13 protein-coding genes are annotated in these 15,660 nt (G+C 73.2%); 6 read left to right on the top strand and 7 right to left on the bottom strand.

The window, feature by feature from the left end; all coding sequences use genetic code 11:
* Nucleotides 1-82: 82 nt before the first annotated feature.
* The 6 genes from V6U77_RS03270 to V6U77_RS03245 form a co-directional block, all read right to left on the bottom strand.
* The gene (locus V6U77_RS03270) at nt 83-1,720 is read right to left on the bottom strand and encodes a glycoside hydrolase family 13 protein (RefSeq protein WP_334604633.1); all 1,638 of its coding nucleotides are present in this window, start codon (nt 1,718-1,720) and stop codon (nt 83-85) included.
* A gap of 138 nt (nt 1,721-1,858) precedes the next feature.
* On the bottom strand, nt 1,859-2,746 hold the full coding sequence (locus tag V6U77_RS03265) for a carbohydrate ABC transporter permease (RefSeq protein ID WP_334604632.1): 888 nt from the start codon (nt 2,744-2,746) through the stop codon (nt 1,859-1,861).
* A gap of 12 nt (nt 2,747-2,758) precedes the next feature.
* Nucleotides 2,759-3,718: a carbohydrate ABC transporter permease gene (locus tag V6U77_RS03260; protein ID WP_334604631.1), complete on the bottom strand. Its 960-nt coding sequence runs from the start codon at nt 3,716-3,718 to the stop codon at nt 2,759-2,761.
* An 81-nt stretch (nt 3,719-3,799) separates the two neighbouring features.
* The gene (locus V6U77_RS03255; protein WP_334604630.1) at nt 3,800-5,179 is read right to left on the bottom strand and encodes an ABC transporter substrate-binding protein; all 1,380 of its coding nucleotides are present in this window, start codon (nt 5,177-5,179) and stop codon (nt 3,800-3,802) included.
* 513 nt (nt 5,180-5,692) lie between these two features.
* Nucleotides 5,693-6,694, bottom strand: a complete 1,002-nt coding sequence (locus V6U77_RS03250) for a LacI family DNA-binding transcriptional regulator (protein WP_334604628.1) — start codon at nt 6,692-6,694, stop codon at nt 5,693-5,695.
* Nucleotides 6,695-6,807: 113 nt separating this feature from the next.
* Complete coding sequence (locus V6U77_RS03245; RefSeq protein ID WP_334604626.1) at nt 6,808-8,265, bottom strand: dihydrolipoyl dehydrogenase family protein; 1,458 nt, start codon at nt 8,263-8,265, stop codon at nt 6,808-6,810.
* A 92-nt stretch (nt 8,266-8,357) separates the two neighbouring features.
* Between V6U77_RS03245 and V6U77_RS03240 the strand changes: the two genes are divergently transcribed.
* The gene (locus V6U77_RS03240) at nt 8,358-9,422 is read left to right on the top strand and encodes a serine hydrolase domain-containing protein (RefSeq protein WP_334604625.1); all 1,065 of its coding nucleotides are present in this window, start codon (nt 8,358-8,360) and stop codon (nt 9,420-9,422) included.
* A gap of 91 nt (nt 9,423-9,513) precedes the next feature.
* Here V6U77_RS03240 and V6U77_RS03235 read toward each other — a convergent pair whose 3' ends face one another.
* On the bottom strand, nt 9,514-10,452 hold the full coding sequence (locus V6U77_RS03235) for a phytoene/squalene synthase family protein (RefSeq protein ID WP_334604624.1): 939 nt from the start codon (nt 10,450-10,452) through the stop codon (nt 9,514-9,516).
* 65 nt (nt 10,453-10,517) lie between these two features.
* Here V6U77_RS03235 and V6U77_RS03230 point away from each other — a divergent pair, with 65 nt between their 5' ends.
* The 5 genes from V6U77_RS03230 (at nt 10,518) to V6U77_RS03210 (ending at nt 15,646) form a co-directional block, all read left to right on the top strand.
* Nucleotides 10,518-11,672, top strand: a complete 1,155-nt coding sequence (locus V6U77_RS03230) for a polyprenyl synthetase family protein (protein WP_334604623.1) — start codon at nt 10,518-10,520, stop codon at nt 11,670-11,672.
* Complete coding sequence (crtI, locus tag V6U77_RS03225) at nt 11,672-13,180, top strand: phytoene desaturase family protein (RefSeq protein ID WP_334604740.1); 1,509 nt, start codon at nt 11,672-11,674, stop codon at nt 13,178-13,180. Before V6U77_RS03230 ends, crtI begins: the two co-directional genes overlap by 1 nt.
* Before the next feature lie 32 nt (nt 13,181-13,212).
* The gene (gene idi, locus V6U77_RS03220) at nt 13,213-13,833 is read left to right on the top strand and encodes an isopentenyl-diphosphate Delta-isomerase (protein WP_334604622.1); all 621 of its coding nucleotides are present in this window, start codon (nt 13,213-13,215) and stop codon (nt 13,831-13,833) included.
* Nucleotides 13,823-14,773 carry a MerR family transcriptional regulator gene (locus V6U77_RS03215; protein WP_334604620.1) on the top strand — a complete coding sequence of 317 codons (951 nt, stop codon included), beginning with the start codon at nt 13,823-13,825 and terminating at the stop codon, nt 14,771-14,773. The genes idi and V6U77_RS03215 overlap by 11 nt, the downstream gene beginning before the upstream one ends.
* A gap of 75 nt (nt 14,774-14,848) precedes the next feature.
* Nucleotides 14,849-15,646: a polysaccharide deacetylase family protein gene (locus V6U77_RS03210; protein ID WP_334604618.1), complete on the top strand. Its 798-nt coding sequence runs from the start codon at nt 14,849-14,851 to the stop codon at nt 15,644-15,646.
* Nucleotides 15,647-15,660: the final 14 nt, after the last annotated feature.

Below are 15,660 nucleotides of genomic sequence, written 5' to 3'. Positions count from 1 at the left end.
TACCTCCCTGTCGGCCTCGGCCGGCGCGGGCCGGCGGGGTGGGCGGTGCCGGCGGCCGGGACGGGCCGCCGGCGACCGTCGGTCAGGCCGGCGCGGGCCGCGTGTCCGTCGCGGCCGTCGGGGCGGGTGTCGCCTCGGCGGTACGCAGCCAGACGGCGGTGTCCGGGGGCAACCGGTCGTGGTCGAGCGGCCCGCTGGCCAGCAGCCGGTCGGTGTGGGGCGGCAGTGGCACCGCCGCGTCCGAGAGGTTGACGAGGCAGGCGAAGCCGGGTGCCCGCCGGAAGGCGAGCACCCCCGCGGGGGCGGGCAGCCAGCTCAGCTCGCCGTCGCCGAGCGCCGCCTCGGTGCGGCGGATGGCGATGGCCGCCCGGTACAGCTCCAGCATCGAGTGGGCGTCGCCGGTCTGGGCGCTGGCGGTGCGGTCCTTCCAGTCGGCCGGCTGGGGCAGCCAGGGCGCGGCCGTCGCGGCGTCGGGGCTGAAGCCGAACGGCGGCGTCTCGCCGGACCACGGGATCGGCACGCGGCAGCCGTCCCGGCCGGGATCGACCCCGCCGGAGCGGACGTGCATGGGGTCCTGCCGCAGCTCACGGGGGATGTCCTCGACCTCCCAGAGGCCCAGCTCCTCGCCCTGGTAGACGTAGGCGGCCCCGGGCAGCGACAGCGACAGCAGCGCGGCGGCCCGGGCCCGGCGGGTGCCCAGCTCCAGGTCGGTGGGGATCCCCTCGCGCTTGGCGGCGAAGCTGAACGTGGTGTCCGCCCGGCCGTAGCGGGTGACGTGCCGGGTGACGTCGTGGTTGGAGAGCACCCAGGTGGCGGGGGCGCCGACCAGCGCGTGCGCGCTCAGCGTCCCGTCGATGCTCTCGCGCAGCGCCGAGGCGTCCCAGGCGCAGCCGAGGAAGTCGAAGTTGAACGCCGCGTGCAGCTCGTCGGGCCGCAGGTAGTTGGCGAACCGCTGCCGGTCCGGCATCCACACCTCGCCGATCAGTGCCCGGTCGCCGGGGTACTCGTCGGCGATGCGCCGCCAGTCGCGGTAGATCTCGTGCACCCCGTCGAGGTCGCGGAACGGGTGCGGCCGGTCCGGCAGGGTCTCCGGCAGCGTCCCGTCCTTGACCAGCAGTCCGGCCGAGTCGATGCGGATGCCGTCGACCCCACGGTCGAACCAGAACCGCAGGATGTCCTCGAACTCCGCCCGCACCCGGGGGTGCTCCCAGTTGAAGTCCGGCTGCTCGGGGGCGAACAGGTGCAGGTACCAGTCCCCGGGAGTGCCGTCCGGGTCGGTGGTCCGGGTCCACGTCTCGCCGCCGAACTCACCGACCCAGTCGGTGGGCCGCCGGTCGCCGTTCGGGCCCCGGCCGGGGCGGAACCAGAACAGCTCCCGCTCGGGTGCGCCCGGCCCCCCGGCGAGTGCCGCCTGGAACCAGGGGTGCCGGTCGGAGCAGTGGTTCGGCACCACGTCGACGATGGTCCTGATGCCCACGGCGTGCGCCTCCGCGATCAGCGCCTCCGCCTCGGCCAGCGTGCCGAAGACCGGGTCGATGTCGCGGTAGTCGGCCACGTCGTAGCCGGCGTCGGCCATCGGGGAGGGATACCAGGGGCTGAACCAGATCGCGTCGACGCCGAGCGCGGACAGGTGGTCCAGCCGGGACCGGATGCCGGCGATGTCGCCGATGCCGTCGCCGTCGCCGTCGGCGAAGCTCCGTGGGTACACCTGGTAGATCACCGCTCCACGCCACCACGGACCTTTGTCTGCTGTGGACACGAGCACCTGCTTTCTGCGTCAGTGCGTCGGCGGGTTCGCCGGACCTTGATGTGGCCCCGGGTGGACGGTCGTTGTCCGCCGCGGGAGATTGCGCCGGGGTCATCCCTTGAGGCTGCCCGTGGTGAGGCCGGACATGATGTTGCGCTGGAAGACCAGGAAGATGACGACGGTCGGGATGGCGGCGATGACCGACGCGGCGATCACCACGTTCATGGGCGTACCGCCGGAGAAGGCGTAGATGCCGACGCTGACCGTCCGCGTCTCGGGCGACGGCATGACCAGCTTCGGCCAGAGGAAGTCCTTCCAGACCGCCGTCACGGCGAAGATCGAGACCACGCCGAGGATGGGGCGCGACATCGGCAGGACGATCGACCAGAGCGTGCGCAGCGGGGTCGCCCCGTCCATCAGCGCCGCCGCCATCAGGTCCTCCGGGATGGAGTCGAAGAACCGCTTCAGGAGGAAGATGTTGAACGCGTTCGCGACCAGGGGAAGCCAGATCGCGAACGGCGAGTCGAGCAGGTTGACGCGCAGGATCGGCAGGTCGATCACGGTCACGTACTGCGGGACGATGAGGACCATCGCCGGGATCATCAGCGTCGCCAGCATCAGGCCGAGGATCATTTTGCCGAAGATCGGCCGCAGCTTCGACAGGGAGTACGCCGCGGCGGTGTCGAGGACGAGTTGGAACAGCACCGCGCCGGTCGCGTAGTAGAACGTGTTGAACAGCAGCTTGGCGAGGTCGAGGTTGTGCCACGCGTCGGCGTAGTTCTGCCACTGGGGGTCCTGCGGGAACAGCGACGGCGGGGTCTGCGCGATCTCCTGGCCGGACTTGAGCGCGCCGGTGACCATCCAGTAGAGCGGCCCGAGGAAGACGAGCGTGAATCCCGCGACGACGACGGCCAGCAGCGCCCAGTAGACGATCCTGCCGCGCCCCCGCCTGAGCTGGGCGTGGGAGACGAGTGTCCGGGTTCCGGAGTCCTGTGCCATTCCTCGTCCGTCCTAGTCCTGTTTCGCGGTCAGCCGCACGTAGACGGCGGAGAAGCCGGCCAGCACCACGAGCATGATCACGCCGAGCGCGGCGGCGCCGTTGAGATCGTTCTGGAAGAACCCGTGCTGGTAGATGAGGTACGCGACGGAGGTCGCCGAGTCCTCCGCGCCCGCGCCGTTGGCGAGGATCAGCGGCTCGATGAAGAGCTGCATGGTGGCGACGATCTGCAGCATCGCCAGGAGCGCGAGGATCAGCCGGGTCTGCGGGACGGTCACGTGCAGGATCCGCCGCCAGAGCCCGGCGCCGTCGAGCTCGGCGGCCTCGTAGAGCTCGCCGGGGATGTTCTGCAGCGCCGCCAGGTAGATCAGCACCGCGCTGCCCATGTTCATCCACGTCGACGCGAGCACCATGGCGGGCATCGTCATCTCGGGGGACTGCATCCACTGCGACGTCGGCAGGTGCAGCGCCTTGAGGATCGCGTTGAAGAGCCCCGCGTCGCTGGGGTCGTACGCGTAGAACTTGAACAGGAACAGCGCCGAGGCCGGCGGCAGCATCACCGGCAGGTAGACCAGGATCCGCAGGTAGCCCTTGGCGTGGCGGAACTCGTTGAGCAGGATCGCCACGAAGAACGGCACCACGTAGCCGAGGACGAGCGCGAGAACCGTGAAGGAGAAGGTGTTCTTCCAGGCGGTCCAGAAACTCGGGTCGTCGATGATGCGGGTGTAGTTGTCCCAGCCCACCCAGGTGGTCTCGCCGCGTCGGGTGCGCTGGAAGCTCATCACGACGCCGCGGATCATGGGATACCAGGAGAACATCGTGAAGCAGAGCACCGCCCCGACGAGGAACGCGTGGCCGGTGAGGTTGTCCCGCACCTTGCGGCCGAGGCTCGTACGCCCCGGTCCCGCCGGCGGCGGCGCCGCGGGACGACCCGTGTCTGAGGTGGTGGTCCCCGGGGCGGAGAGGATCGCCAAGGCAACTCCTGGTGAATCGGTGACCGGACGTGTGCCGCCGAGGGGGTGGGGGCCGGCGCACCGGCCCCCACGCCCGTCGGGTCAGCTCTCGGCGGCGAGGAGCTTGTTGACCTTCTCCTCGGCCGTCTTCAGCAGCGCGTCGATGTCGGCGTTCGGGTTGGTGAGGACCCCGGACATCGCCGCGTCGAGCACGGCGTAGATCGCCTGCGCGTTACGGGGCTCGCCCTTGATCGGGACCGGGCCGGCCTCGAAGATCGCGAAGTTCGCGGTGTCGACGTTCGCGTTCGCCTTGCGCAGGTCGAGTTCCTGCTTCTGTGCGTCGCTGCCGTTCGCGAAGAGCAGCGGCTGGGGCAGACCGACCGGGTAGTTCTGCGGCTTGGCCCGCACGTAGTCGAACTGGCCCTTGCCGGGCGTCAGCTTCTGGTACGCGATCCACTTCAGGCCGGCCTTGACCTGCTCCGGGGAGAGGCCCTTCTTGAAGTAGTAGCCCTCGCCGCCACCGAGCGTCGCCTTCGCCGGGCCGTCCTGGCCGGGCAGGGGGGCCATCGCCCAGTCCTGGAACTTGCCCTGGAACTGGCTGACGATCGCCTGGGTGGCGTCCGGTGCGCCGACGAACATGCCCACCTTGCCGGCGGCGGCGTTGGTCAGCAGGTCGCCCCACTGCAGCAGCTGGCGGCTGCCCATGCTGTTGTCGCCGTACCGCATGTCCTTGAGGTTCTGCAGGACCTGCCTGCCCATCGCGTTGTTGAAGTCGGCCTTCTTGCCGTCCGCGGTCAGCACCTGGCCGCCCTGCGAGTAGAGCAGGGACGTGAAGTGCCAGCCGCCGGTGTTGCCGGCGCTGTACTCCGAGTAGCCGGCGATGCCGTTGCCGAGGGCGGAGATCTTCTTGGCGGCCGCCCGCACCTCGGGCCACGTCTTGGGCGGGGCGTTCGGGTCGAGCCCCGCCTGCTGGAACAGCACCTTGTTGTAGACCAGGCCCATCGAGTAGTTCTTCGTGGGGACGGCGTAGAGCTTGCCGCCGTCGCTGAAGACCTCCTTGAGCGCCGGGTCGACGCTGTCCCAGGTGGGGATCGTGTCCTTGTTGGCGTACTCGGTGACGTCCATCGCCTGGCCGGAGTCCAGCACCTGCTGGAGGTCGGTCATGTACCCGTAGAACAGGTCGGTGACGGTGCCGCCGGCCAGGCGGGCGGTGAAGTCCGGCGGGTTGTTGCACTGCTCGCCGACGCTCACGCTCTTGACGACGATGTCGGGGTTCTGCCGCTGGAACTCGGCGACGTCGTCGTTCCAGTTCTTCAGCAGCTCTTTCTGGGAGCCGACCGGCTGACAGTCGACGGTGATGGTGACCTTGCCACCGGCCTCGCTCGCCGCGTCGTCGCTCTTGGTGGAGCAAGCCGCAAGGGTGAGCCCCAGGCCGGCCGCGAGCGCCAAGGCCGCTGCCTTCCGGTACTGCGGTACGGACATCTGTCCATCCCTTCGGGAACGGGTGTCTCCATGACGCGCGCCGAGCCGAGGTGGTCGCCACCCGGGCCGAGCGCCGTCATTGATCTGCGTCTGCCATGCGACCCGCCCCCGCCAGGTGCGTCGGGGCCAGGTGTGAGTGGAGCCACTGTAGCTATGTGGACTGATTCCAGCAAGGTTCCAACCTCAGATTGAAAAGAGGCGACACTGCCACGTCAGATTCAAACAGGATCTTGGAACGCGGCCGAATCGAGGGCCTTTCATCCCTTTGATCCGGGCCCGAGCCTGGTGCGGGTCGGCGCGAAACGGCCGCCGGGATACGCGAAACCGGCCGCCGGGATACGCGAAACCGACCCCGGCGACGCGAAACGGCCGCCGACCGCGAGCAGCGGTCGACGGCCGGAGCGTCGTCAGATGGCCGGGCGGGCAGCCCGCGACCGGAGGGGCCGGTCGGCGTTCAGGGGGATCGGTCGGTGGCGGGAGACGGCGGCCGGTGACCGGCCGGGCGGATCCGGCTCAGCGACCCGGGGCGGGCGCGGTGGAGCCGCGTACGACGAGTTCGGGCTCGAACAGCAACTCGTCGTGCAGCACGCCGGCGCCCTCGATCTGGGTGACCAGGAGGTCCACCGCGGCCTGCCCCATCGTCTCGATCGGCTGCCGCACCGTGGTCAGCGGCGGGTCGGTGCAGGTCATGAACGCGGAGTCGTCGAAGCCCACCACCGACACGTCGGTCGGCACCACCCGACCGAGCCGCCGGGCGGCGCGGATGGCGCCCAGGGCCAGCACGTCGCTGGCGCAGATGATGCCGGTCACGCCGCGCTCGACGAGCTTGCCGGCGGCGACGCGCGCCCCCTCCATGGAGAAGCTGGAGCGCTCGACGTACGCCGTGTCGTCGTCCCAGCCCGCCGCCTGGGCCATCGCGTCCAGCTTGCGCCGGGACGGCACGTGGCCCTCCGGGCCGAGCACCATCCCGATGCGCTCGTGCCCGAGCGAGCGCAGGTGCCCGTACGCCTGCTCCACCGCCACCGCGTCGTCCGTGGAGACCCGGGGGAAGCCCAGCTCGTCCACGCCCGCGTTGACCAGCACCACCGGCAGGCCCCGGTCGGTCAGTCGGCGGTAGTGGTCGTGCCGGGCGTCGGCGAGCGCGTACGAGCCACCGGCGAAGATCACCCCGGAGACCTGGTGGTCGAGGAGCATCTCCACGTAGTCCATCTCGGAGACGCCGCCGATGGTGCGGGCGCAGAGCGCCGGGGTGAACCCGCGTTGGGCGAGCGAGCCGGTGACCACCTCGGCGAGCGCCGGGAAGATCGGGTTCTGCAACTCGGGCAGCACCAGCCCGACCAGCCGGGCCCGCTCGCCGCGCAGCTTGGTGGGCCGCTCGTAGCCGAGCACGTCCAGCGCGGTCAGCACCGCCGTCCGGGTCGCCTCGGAGACCCCGTCCCGGCCGTTGAGCACCCGGCTGACGGTGGCCTCGCTGACGCCCGCCTTCTTGGCAACTTCGGTCAACCGTTTCGTCACGGCCGCAATCGTACGTCACGCGGATGAAAGAAATGGGCAGCCATCTGTCGCGTGATTGCCTTCCACTGCCGCGCGTTGCCCGTCATCCGGCATCCGACGTGCGGCACCGGTCGTCAGGACAGCTCGCGCAGCGCGTCCTCGATCGCCCGGTGGAAGGTCGGATACGCGTAGATCATCTGCCGGAGCCGGGCGAGGGGGACGGCCGCGTGCACCGCCACCACCAGCGCGGAGAGCGACTCGCCGCCGGCCGGCCCCACCGAGGTGGCGCCGATCAGCACGCCCCGGTCGGCGTCCGCGACCAGCTTGACGAAGCCCTCGTTGCCGGCCTTGTGGATCCAGCCCCGGGCCGACGACGGCAACCGAGCGAGGCCGACCTGCACGTTGACGCCCCGCTCGCGGGCCTGCCGCTCGGTGAGGCCGACCGCGCCCACCTCCGGGTCGGTGAAGGTGACCCGGGGCAGCGCGCGGTAGTCGGCGCGCGGCACGGCACGGTCGGAACCGCCCGCCCCGGTGGCACCCGCCGCGCCTCCCGTCGCGCTCGCGGTGCCGCTGGGGTCGGTCCCGCCGTCGGCGCGCCGGACGTGGTCGAGCACGTCGGCGACGACGATTCCCGCCTGGTACATCGCGACGTGCGTGAACGCCCCCTCCCCGGTGACGTCGCCGACCGCCCAGATCCCCTCGGTGACGCCCAACCGGTCGTCCACGGCCAGGTAGCGCTGGCCGGCGTCCACCCCGACGGTGTCCAGGCCCAGCTCGTCCAGGTGCGCCCGGCGACCGGTCACCACCAGCAGGCGCCCGGCGGTGAACTCCGCCCCACCCGCGGCGTGCAGGGTGAAGGCGCGCCCGTCGTGGCCGACCCGCTCCGCCCGCACCCCGGTCCGGATCTCCACCCCGTCGGCGCGCAGCGCGGCGGCGGCCACCTCGGACGCCTCGGGCTCCTCGACGGCGAGCACCCGGTCCAGCGCCTCGACCACGGTGACCCGTACGCCGAACCGGGCGAAGACCTGCGCCAACTCCAGCCCGATCGCGCCGCCGCCCAGCACCAGCAGCGATTCCGGCAGCTCCTCGACCTCGATCGCCTGCCGGTTGGTCCAGTACGGCGTGCCGGCCAGCCCGTCGACGGGCGGCACGGACGGCCTGGTGCCGGTGCCGAGCACGATCCCGTGCCGGGCCTGGAAGACCCGCTCGCCGACGCGGACCCGGCCGGGGCCGTCGAGCCGGGCGGTGCCCCGGACGAACCGCCCGCCCTTGCCGGTGAACCGCCGCACCGCGACCGTGTCGTCCCAGGTGTCGGTGGCCTCCTCGCGGATCCGCCTCGCCACCGGCGCCCAGTCGGGCCGCACCTCGACGGTGCCCGCGAGCCCGTCCACCCGGCGGGCCTCAGCGATCGCGTTGGCCGCGCGGATCATCATCTTGCTCGGCACGCACCCCCAGTAGGGACACTCCCCGCCGACCAGGTCGCGCTCCACGCCGACGACGCTCAGCCCCGCCTCGGCGAGCCGCCCGGCCACCTCCTCGCCGCCGACCCCGAGCCCGATCACGACCACGTCCACCAGTTCCGGATCAGCCATGCCGTCAGCATCGCGCACCGCCCGGCGGCCGGCCAGCGGGTCGCGCCGCAAATCCGCTGCCCGTCGGCGTCCCGAACTCCTACCGTGGCCGGATGCGCACCCGCTTCTCCGCCGTCCACGACCGCTTCGCCGAACTGCTCGCCGAGGGCCGGGAGAGCGGGGCCGGCCTGGCGATCTGGTACGACGGCGAGCCGGTGGTCGACGTCGTCGGCGGCGAGCGGTCACCGGGGCGGCCGTGGCTGCCGGACACGCTGGTGAACGTGTACTCCGTCGCCAAGCCGGTCGCCGCCCTGTGCCTGCTCGCGCTGGTCGACCGGGGCCGGCTCGACCTGGACGACCCCGTCGCCGAGCACTGGCCCGGCTTCCGCGCGCCGGCCACCGTCCGCCAGGTGTTGGCGCACACCGCCGGGCTGCCCGTCTTCCCGGTGCCCCGGCCGGCCGCCGCCGTCGCCGACTGGGACCTGCTCTGCGCCGACCTCGCCGCCGCCGATCCGGAGTGGCCGCCCGGGTCCGTCGCGGGCGAGCACGCCTGGACGTACGGGCACCTGGTGGGCGAGCTGGTGCGGCGGATCGACGGGCGGCCGGTGGGCCGCTTCCTGGCCGAGGAGATCGCCGGTCCGTGGCGGCTGGACCTCGGCTTCGGTCTCGGCGAGGCGGACCAGCGGCGCTGCGCCGAGCTGCGGTACGGCGATCCGGGGTGGCCGGACCGGGTGGCCGGCGAGCCGGGTTCGCTCTGGGCGCGGGCGCTGGACAATCCGCCCGGCGGCCGGGACCTGTCGGTGGTGAACAGCCCGCTCTGGCGCGGCGCGCAGGTGCCGGCCGTCAACCTGCACTCGACCGCGGGGGCCCTGGCCCGCCTCTACGCGGGCCTGCTCGCCGGCGGCGTCCTCGACGGCGTGCGGCTGTTCAGCCGGGAACTGGTGGCCGAGGCGACCCGGGTCCAGTACGACGGCGACGACCTGCTGCTCGGCCGGCGGACCCGGTGGACGCTGGGCATGCAGCGGGAGGAGGACGGCAGCTGGGGCATGGGCGGGATCGGCGGCAGCTCCGCCTGGGCCGACCCCGGGCGCGGCTACACCTTCGCCTACGCCACCTCCCACCTGGCCGACCACGACCGGGTCGACGCCCTGGTGGACGCCCTGCACTCCTGCCTCTGACCGCCGCCGACCGCCGGCCACCGCCGACCGCCCCGACCCCGCCGGCCCGGGATGGGCGCGCGCGGGGCGAACGGTCAGCGGCGGGAGGCCGTCACGGGGCCGGCACGGCCAGCGGACCGGGCACCAGGGCGGGTCCGGGGATCACCACCGGCGTGCCGACGGAGGTGAGCAGGGCGCGGGCGGCCACCGCCATCCGGCGGCGCTGCGGCACCAGCGCACGGCCGGCGAAGACGTCGTAGTCGCGCGCGGCCACCTCGTCCAGGATCCCGCCGTACAGCGCGTACGCGGTGCGCATGCAGGCCTGCGAGGCGGGCGCGAGCAGGGTGATTCCGGGGGCCGCGGCGGCGTAGTGCGCCTGGGCGCGGGTGACCTCGTACGCGATCAGCTCCCGGATCCGCGGCGTGGCGCGCCCCCGGGCGCGCGCCTCGGCCAACTCGTCGCGGGTGACGCCGAACAGGGCCATGTCGTCGTCGGGCAGGTAGGTGCGCCCCCGGTCGAGGTCCTCGGCGACGTCCCGGATGAAGTTGGTGAGCTGGAAGGCGAAGCCGAGCTGGCGGGCCGGCTCCCGGGCCGCCGGCGCGTCCGCGCTGCCCAGGATCGGCAGCATCATGGTGCCGATCACCGCCGCCGAGCCCTCCATGTAGTCGAGCAGGTGGTCGTAGGTGCGGTACGAGGTCACCGTCAGGTCCATCGCCATGCTCTTCAGGAACGACGCGAAGTCGTCCCGGTCGAGATCGAAGACCGCGATCGTGTGCAGGACGGCGGGCAGCAGCGGGTCGTCCACCGGTTCGCCGTGCAGACCGGCGACGAAGCGACCGGCCCAGTCGTCGAGCCGAGCGGCGCGCTCGGCGGGGGGCAACTCCTCGGTGCGGTCGACGATCTCGTCGGCGTAGCGCGTGAATCCGTACAACGCATGCACATGACGTCGTTTCCAAGCGGGTAGTAGCCGGGTGGCGAGATAGTAGGTGCGACCGTGCCGTTTGTGCAGCTCACGGCAGCGGCCATAGGCCTCGGTGAGATCGGTTTCCACCGGCCCTCCTCAAATATCGACGCACAAATCGACGCAACTCGTAAGCCTAGGGTACGCTCGGTCACATGGCCAACGACGCAGTTGCGGGCAACTCGCTCCGCGTCGTTCCCGCCGGTCCGGCCGACGGGGACGATCCGGTTCGCGCGGTCCTGGCCGCGTACACGAAGGACCTGGTCACGGCGGTGGAGGGCACCCTCGCCGACTTCCTGGCCACCGAGGTCGCCGCGCTGGCCGAGATCGACGCGGCGATGGGCGGATTCGCCGCGACGGCCCGCGACTGCGTGCTGGCCGGCGGCAAGCGGGTGCGCCCCACGTTCGCCTACTGGGGATGGCGCGGCGTGCCGGGCGGCACGGGGCCGCTGCCGTCGGTGCTGCCCGCGTTCGCCGCCCTGGAGCTGCTGCACACCTTCGCCCTCGTGCAGGACGACGTGATGGACGCCTCCGCGACCCGCCGCGGCCAGCCGAGCGTGCACGCCGCGCTGGCCGCCCGGCACGTCGCCGCCGGCCACCGGGGTGACCCGCGTCGGTTCGGCGAGGCGGTCGCCGTCCTGGTCGGCGACCTCTGCATGGTCTGGGCCGACCGGCTGCTCGCCCACGCGGCGCTGCCGCCGGCCCGCCTGCTCGACGTGCGTCGCTGCTACGACCAGATGCGCGTGGAGACGATCGCCGGGCAGTACCTCGACGTGCTCGGCGAGAGCGACGCGGCCAACTGGTCGGCCGACCGGGCGCTGCGGGTCGCCCGCTACAAGACCGCGAGCTACACGGTGCAGCGGCCACTGCTCTTCGGCGCCCGCCTGGCCGGCGTCGGGGACGACGCCCCGCTGACCGCCGCTTACACCCGCTACGGGCTCGCCGTCGGCGAGGCGTTCCAGCTCTGCGACGACCTCCTCGGTGTCTACGGCGACCCGGCGGCCACCGGCAAGCCGGCCGGCGACGACCTGCGCACCGGCAAGCCGACCGTGCTGCTCATGCTGGCCCGGCAGCTCGCCACGGCGACCCAGCGACGCGCGCTGGACGGCCTCGGCGCCGACGCGGGCGACGCGGAGATCGCCCGCCTCGCCGAACTGGTCGCCGACACCGGGGCCGTCGGCCGCGTCGAGCGCATGATCTCCGACCGGGTCGACGAGGCGCTGACCGCGCTCGGCACCGCGTCGATCGACGAGACGGCGCGCACCGCGCTGACCGGTCTCGCCACCGCCGCCACCAACCGGCGGGCATGATGGGCAACTTCGCACAAGGAGGTGGTCGCGTGCGCACCGTTGACGGGCGTACGGACCGGGTGGTCGTCGTCGGCGCCGGGCTGGGCGGGCTGGCCTGTGCGCTGCACCTGGCGGGCAGCGGTCGGCAGGTGACCGTGCTGGAGCGCGAGCCGGTGCCGGGCGGCCGCGCCGGCCGGCTGAGCGCGGACGGCTACGAGTTCGACACCGGGCCCACCGTGCTCACCATGCCCGACCTGATCGCCGAGGCGCTCGGCGCGGTCGGCGAGGAGCTGGACGACTGGCTGGACCTCACCCCGCTCGACCCGGCCTACCGGGCGTACTACCCCGACGGATCGACGCTGGACGTCATCACCGACACCACCCGGATGGCCGCCGAGATCGCCCGGGTGTGCGGCCCCCGCGAGGCCGACGGCTACCTGCGCTTCGTCGACTACGCGCGCAAGCTCTGGCAGTGGGAACGCGCCGACTTCATCGAACGCAACCTGGACGCGCCCACCGACCTGCTCACCGGCAACCTGGTCAGACTGCTGGCCGGCGGCGCGTTCCGCAGACTCCAGACGAAGATCAACCAGTTCTTCCGGGACCCGCGTACCCAGCGGATCTTCTCCTTCCAGGCGATGTACGCCGGCCTCGCGCCGCACGACGCGCTGGCCATCTACGCGGTCATCGCGTACCTCGACTCGGTGGCCGGGGTCTACTTCCCGCGCGGCGGCATCCACGCGGTCTCCCGCGGCATGGCCGGTGCGGCCGAGAAGCACGGCGTCGAGATCCGCTACGACACCACGGTGACCCGGGTGGAGACCGCGCACGGCCGGGCCACCGGCGTGCTGACCGCCGACGGCGAGCTGATCCCGGCCGACGTGGTCGTGCTCAATCCCGACCTCCCGGTCGCCTACCGCGACCTGCTGCCGCCGAGCCGGCCACGCAGGCTCACCTACTCCCCTTCCTGCGTGGTCCTGCACGTCGGTTCGACGCAGGGGTATGGGAAGATCGCCCACCACAACATCCACTTCGGACGGTCGTGGAAGGGCACCTTCGATGAGGTCATCCGGCGGGGCGAGCTGATGAGCGACCCGTCCCTGCTGGTCACCAACCCGAGCCGGACCGACCCGTCGGTGGCGCCCGCCGGGCGGCACACCTACTACGTGCTCGCCCCGGTGCCCAACCTCGACCGGGCGCCCTTCGACTGGCGGGGCGACCTCACCGAGCGCTACGCCGACCAGCTCGTCGGGACCCTGGAGGAGCGCGGCTACGTCGGCTTCGGCGCCGGCGTCGAGGTGCTGCGGGCCGTGACCCCGGCCGAGTGGGCGGAGCAGGGCATGGCCGCCGGGACCCCGTTCGCCGCCGCGCACAGCCTCTTCCAGACCGGCCCGTTCCGCCCGTCGAACCTGCACCGGACGCTGTCGAACGTCGTCTTCGTCGGCTCGGGCACCCAGCCCGGCGTCGGCGTGCCCATGGTGCTCATCTCCGGCAAGCTCGCCGCCGGCCGCATCACCGGGGGCCTCTGATGGCCTTCCCTCGCAACCGGGAGACACCTGCCGTGACCACCCGCGAAGAGCACCTCGTCGAGCTCGTCGACGACGCCGGGCGTCCGCGGGGCGAGACCACCGTGTCGGCCGCCCACCAGCCCCCCGGCCGGCTCCACCGCGCCTTCTCCGTGCTGCTCGTCGACCCCGACGGCCGGGTGCTGCTGCAACGGCGGGCACCGGTGAAGACCCGCTTCCCGCTGCGCTGGGCCAACGCGTGCTGCGGCCACCCCGCGCCGGGCGAGTCCCTCGTCGAGGCCGCCAACCGCCGGCTGCGCGAGGAGCTCGGCGCCGGCCCGGTCGAGCTGACCGAGGTCGGGGTGTACCTCTACTACGCCGAGGACCCGGCCACCGGGCGGGTCGAGTACGAGTACGACCACGTCCTGCGGGGCGAGTTCCGACCGGGCGACCCGCTGCTGCCCGACCCCGACGAGGTGGCCGAGCTGCGCTGGGTCGACCCCGTCGCGCTGGTGGCCGACCTCGACGCCGACCCCCGCGCGTACGCACCGTGGCTGGGCGGGGTGGTGAACCGGCTGCCCGCCCCCTCGGGGCCGGCCGCCGGCCCGCCCGGTCCGGCCGCCACCGTGCCCGGGCCACCGGCGAACGACGCGTCGGAGCGGTCGGGTGGCCGATGAGGCGCTGAGCGCGGGGGCGGTCGCCCGGCGGCTGGGCGTCGCCGTGACCACCCTGCGCACCTGGCACCAGCGCTACGGCCTCGGGCCAAGCGAGCACGTACCCGGGCACCACCGGCGCTACACGCCGGCCGACCTCGCACGCCTGGAGATCATGCGTCGGCTCACCACCCAGGGGGTCACCCCCGCGGAGGCGGCCCGCTGGGCCCGCCGGGCGCCGGATGCCGTGCCCGCCGACGCCGGCGTACGCCCACGGGCGCGCACCTTCGGTGGTCGGGACGGCGGCGGGTCGACGATTCCGGTCGGCCGGGCCGGGCCGGTGGCCCGCGGACTGGCCCGCGCCGCCATGCGGCTGGACTCGGTGGCGATCGGCGAGACGATCGCCCGGGCTCTCCAGGCGGACGGTGTGATCGCCACCTGGGACGGGTTGCTGCGTCCGGTGCTCTCCGGCATCGGGGAGCGGCACGCCGCCACCGGCGCCCTGATCGAGGTCGAGCACCTGATGTCGCGCTGCGTCTCGGAGGCGCTCGCGGTGGCCGCCCGGGCCGCCGCGCCCACCGGCCCGGCGCGCATCGTGCTCTCCTGCGCCGACGAGGAGCAGCACACCCTGCCGTTGGAGGCGCTCGCCGCCGCGCTCGCCGAGGCCGGGGTCGGCTACCGGATGCTCGGCGCCCGGATGCCGCTGCCCGCGCTGCTGGAGGCCGTCAACCGGACGGGACCGGCCGCGGCGGTGATCTGGTCGCACACCCGGGCCACGGCCGACCCGGCCCAGCTCAACGCCCTGCTCGCCGCGCCCCGCCGGCCGCTGCTGGTGCTCGCCGCCGGGCCGGGCTGGCTGGCGGACTCGCTGCCCGCCGGGGTGGTCCGGCCGGTCGACCTCACCGAGGCGGTCTCGCTGGCGCTCGCGCTGCGCGACTCGCTGGACCAGGCATCGGCAGACTGACCGGGGGTCCCGGGGCGCGACGTCGTCCACTAGCGTCGTGAGGTCCGCCGACCCCGATCCCTCCGGGAGCGAACGATGCGCCCACGCGCCGTGCTGGCCACCGGTCTGGCCCTGCTCCTCCTCCTCGGCGGCTGTGGCGACGGCACCGCGGTCGGCCGGCGGGCCGCCGGTCCCGACCCCGTCGCCTCGGCCCCGCTGCCGGCCGAGCCGGCGCCGTCGGCCAGCCCGCGACCGACCCGCACCACCCCGCCCAGGCGCCTGGTCCGCCCGCTGCCGACCAAACTGCCCGCGGGGCTACGACGCACGACCGGCGGGCGGACAGTGGCGTTGACCTTCGACGACGGGCCCGATCCGAGCTGGACTCCGCAGGTCCTCGACCGCCTCCGCGCGGCCCGGGTCACCGCCACGTTCTGCGTGGTGGGCACCCAGGCCCGGCGCCACCCCGAACTGGTCAGGCGGATCGTGCGGGAGGGTCACCAGCTCTGCAACCACAGCTGGAACCACGACCTGGACCTCGCCCGACGGCCGGCCACCGAGATCCGGCGGGACCTCACCCGCACCAACGCGGCCATCCGTGCGGCCGTGCCGGGTGCCCAGGTGCCGTTCTACCGGCAGCCGGGCGGCCGGTGGACGAGCGAGGTGGTGACGGTCGCCAGGCAGCTCGGCATGCGGTCGCTGCACTGGAACGTCGACCCGCAGGACTGGGGCAAGCCGACCGCCGCGACGATCACCAAGCGGGTACGCGCCGCGGCCCGGCCCGGTTCCGTCGTGCTGCTGCACGACGGGGGCGGCGATCGGAAGGCCACGCTGGCCGCCTGCCCACACCTGATCACCGACCTGAAGCGCCGCTTCGGCATCGCCCGGCTCCGCTAGAGCCCCTCTGACCT

The sequence above is a fragment of the Micromonospora sp. CPCC 205546 genome, from assembly GCF_036902715.1.
Lineage (GTDB): Bacteria > Actinomycetota > Actinomycetes > Mycobacteriales > Micromonosporaceae > Micromonospora.
The sequence above is the reverse complement of the archived record's forward strand: the minus strand, read 5'-3'. Positions and strand labels throughout refer to the sequence as shown.

Excerpts from the sequence above, each read along its gene's own strand:
- V6U77_RS03265 (WP_334604632.1), bottom strand. The coding sequence starts at position 2,746 with ATGGCACAGGACTCCGGAACCCGGACACTCGTCTCCCACGCCCAGCTC.
- V6U77_RS03255 (WP_334604630.1), bottom strand. The coding sequence starts at position 5,179 with ATGTCCGTACCGCAGTACCGGAAGGCAGCGGCCTTGGCGCTCGCGGCC.
- V6U77_RS03245 (WP_334604626.1), bottom strand. The coding sequence starts at position 8,265 with ATGGCTGATCCGGAACTGGTGGACGTGGTCGTGATCGGGCTCGGGGTC.
- V6U77_RS03240 (WP_334604625.1), top strand. The coding sequence starts at position 8,358 with ATGCGCACCCGCTTCTCCGCCGTCCACGACCGCTTCGCCGAACTGCTC.
- V6U77_RS03230 (WP_334604623.1), top strand. The coding sequence starts at position 10,518 with ATGGCCAACGACGCAGTTGCGGGCAACTCGCTCCGCGTCGTTCCCGCC.
- crtI (WP_334604740.1), top strand. The coding sequence starts at position 11,672 with ATGGGCAACTTCGCACAAGGAGGTGGTCGCGTGCGCACCGTTGACGGG.
- V6U77_RS03210 (WP_334604618.1), top strand. The coding sequence starts at position 14,849 with ATGCGCCCACGCGCCGTGCTGGCCACCGGTCTGGCCCTGCTCCTCCTC.